Raw genomic sequence first — 2,838 nt, 5'->3', positions numbered from 1 at the left:
GAAGAAATGGCGCGCCGCCAGCTGGCAGCGTCCTTCACCGCGACAACGGGCCAGCAGGAGCGCGTCGAGCAGGAGATCACCGAGATCGGCGGTGCGGTGCGCACGGCGCTCACCGTCGAGCCTCGTGACGGGCGGCTCTGCGTGTTCATGCCGCCGGTCGAGGCGCTTGAGGACTATCTTGAGCTGGTGGCGGCGGCCGAGAACGCGGCCAAGGCGATCGGCCTGCCGGTGCATATCGAGGGTTATGGGCCGCCGCACGACCCGCGCCTCAACGTCATCCGCGTGGCGCCCGATCCCGGCGTCATCGAGGTAAACATCCACCCGGCCGCCGACTGGCGGGAATGCGTCGCGACGACCACGGCGATCTATGAGGAAGCCAGGCGCTCGCGGCTCGGCACCGACAAGTTCATGATCGACGGCCGTCACACCGGCACGGGCGGCGGCAATCATGTCGTTGTCGGCGGCGCGACGCCCAACGATAGTCCGTTCCTGCGCCGGCCGGACCTGTTGAAGAGCCTGGTGCTGCAATGGCAGCGGCACCCATCGCTCTCCTATCTGTTTTCCAGCCTGTTCATCGGCCCCACCAGCCAGGCGCCGCGCATCGACGAGGCACGGCATGATTCCCTCTATGAACTCGAGATCGCGCTGGCCCAGGTGCCGCATCCCGACAAGGGCGAGGCGCCGTTGCCGTGGCTGGTCGACCGGCTGTTCCGCAATCTCTTGACCGACGTGACCGGCAACACGCACCGTTCGGAAATCTGCATCGACAAATTGTTCTCGCCGGACGGTCCGACGGGACGGCTCGGTTTGGTCGAGTTCCGCGGCTTCGAAATGCCACCCAATGCCCGGATGTCGCTCGCCCAGCAATTGCTGGTCCGCGCTATCATCGCGCGGGCTTGGAAGAACCCGCTCGACGGCCGCTTCGCGCGCTGGGGCACGTCGCTGCATGACCGTTTCATGCTGCCGCATTATGTCTGGGCGGATTTCCTCGACGTGCTGGAAGATCTGAAGCTCAACGGCTTCGACTTCCGCCCGGAATGGTTCGCAGCCCAACTCGAATTTCGCTTTCCGTTCTGCGGCCAGGTGCAGCATGGCGGCGTCAAGCTGGAGCTCAGGCAGGCGCTGGAGCCTTGGCATGTGATGGGCGAGCAAGGCGCGATCGGCGGCACGGTCCGCTTCGTCGATTCGTCCATCGAGCGGCTGCAGGTGAGGACGCAAGGCCTCAATCCGGAGCGTCACGCGGTCGTCTGCAACGGCCGCATCGTACCGATGAAGGCGACCGACAGCAGAGAGGTCGCGGTGGCAGGCGTGCGCTTCAAGGCCTGGCAGCCGGCCTCCGGCCTGCATCCGGCCCTTCCGGTCAACACGCCGTTGGTGTTCGACATCTACGACCGCTGGTCGGGCCGCTCGTTCGGAGGCTGCGTCTATCATATCGCGCATCCGGGCGGCCGCAACTACGAGACCTTCCCGGTCAACGGCAACGAGGCGGAGGCGCGGCGGCTGGCCCGCTTCGAGCCGCGCGGCCATACGCCGGGTGCCTATGTGCTGCGTGAAGAACAAGGTTCTGAAGAGTTTCCCATGACCCTTGACCTCAGGCGACCGGCGAGATTCTGATCGAGCATGGCCAAGGGGAATCAGAAACGGGCGGGCGGCAGGCCGCGGGCGCAGAGCCTGTTGGAGCATTACCGGCCGATTGAAGGCGTCGTCGACGAGATGGTCGACGCGTCGGGCAATCCGCGCCCGGCCTGGCAGTCCTTCATCGGAGCGCTGGACGATCTGGGGGCTGAGGCGCTCGGACAGCGCTTTGCCCGCGCCGACCAATATCTGCGCGATGCCGGCGTCTACTACCGCGTCTACGACAAAGCCGGCGCCAACGAGCGCGAATGGCCGCTGGCGCATGTCCCGCTGCTGATCGACGAGAAGGAATGGGCCGAGATCAGCGCCGGCCTCGTCCAGCGCGCCGACCTGTTCGAGACGATGCTGGCCGACATTTACGGGCCGAACCGGCTGATCGAGAAGGGAATCCTGCCGGCGGGGCTGATTGCGGCGAGCCCGGAATATCTGCGCCCGGTGGTCGGCGTCCGTCCGGCCAGCGGCCATTTCCTGCACATGGTCGCCTTCGAGCTCGGCCGCGGCCCCGACGGCCGCTGGTGGGTTCTGGGCGACCGCACGCAAGCGCCGTCGGGCGCCGGCTTTGCGTTGGAGAACCGCGTTGCCACCACGCGCGCCTTGTCTGACATCTATGGCGAGCTGCATGTGCATCGCCTGGCCGGCTTCTTCCGCCGCTTCCGTGATGCGCTGAACGGCATGGCGAAGGATTCCGGCGGCCGCGTCGCCATCCTGACGCCCGGACCGCTCAACGAGACCTATTACGAGCACGCCTATATCGCGCGTTATCTCGGCATTATGCTGCTCGAAGGCGAGGACCTGACGGTGTCCGGCGGCCGGCTGATGGTGCGCACGGTTTCGGGCCTGATGCCGATCGGCGTTTTGTGGCGGCGGCTCGATGCCGCTTTCGCCGATCCGCTGGAGCTCAAACCGGACTCGCAGATCGGCACGCCGGGGCTGGTCGAGGCGATCCGGCGCGGCACCGTCTCGGCCGTCAACGGGCTCGGTTCCGGCTTGGCGGAAACGCGGGCGCTGCTTTCTTTCCTGCCGCGGATCGCGCGGGAATTGCATGGCGAGGAACTCAAGCTGCCGAACATTGCGACCTGGTGGTGCGGACAGCAGGCCGAACGCGACCATGTGCTGGCCAATATCGACCGCATGGTGGTTGGCCCGGCGCTGTCGACACGGCTTGCCTTCGAGGACGATGGCGCGACCAGGCTCGGTTCGGCG

At 66.6% G+C, this 2,838-nt stretch carries 2 protein-coding genes; both read left to right on the top strand.

What is annotated here, in order from left to right; genetic code table 11:
* Positions 1–1,614, top strand: a 1,614-nt coding sequence (locus EOA60_RS26965; protein WP_164899562.1) for a transglutaminase family protein, incomplete at its 5' end; no start/stop codon positions are given.
* Positions 1,615–1,620: 6 nt separating this feature from the next.
* Positions 1,621–2,838 (top strand): circularly permuted type 2 ATP-grasp protein (locus EOA60_RS26960; protein WP_206628261.1); only part of this gene is annotated, 1,218 nt, incomplete at its 3' end.

The organism is Mesorhizobium sp. M1A.F.Ca.IN.020.06.1.1 (assembly GCF_004023265.1).
GTDB lineage: Bacteria > Pseudomonadota > Alphaproteobacteria > Rhizobiales > Rhizobiaceae > Mesorhizobium.
This window is presented reverse-complemented; position numbering and strand designations above follow the sequence as displayed.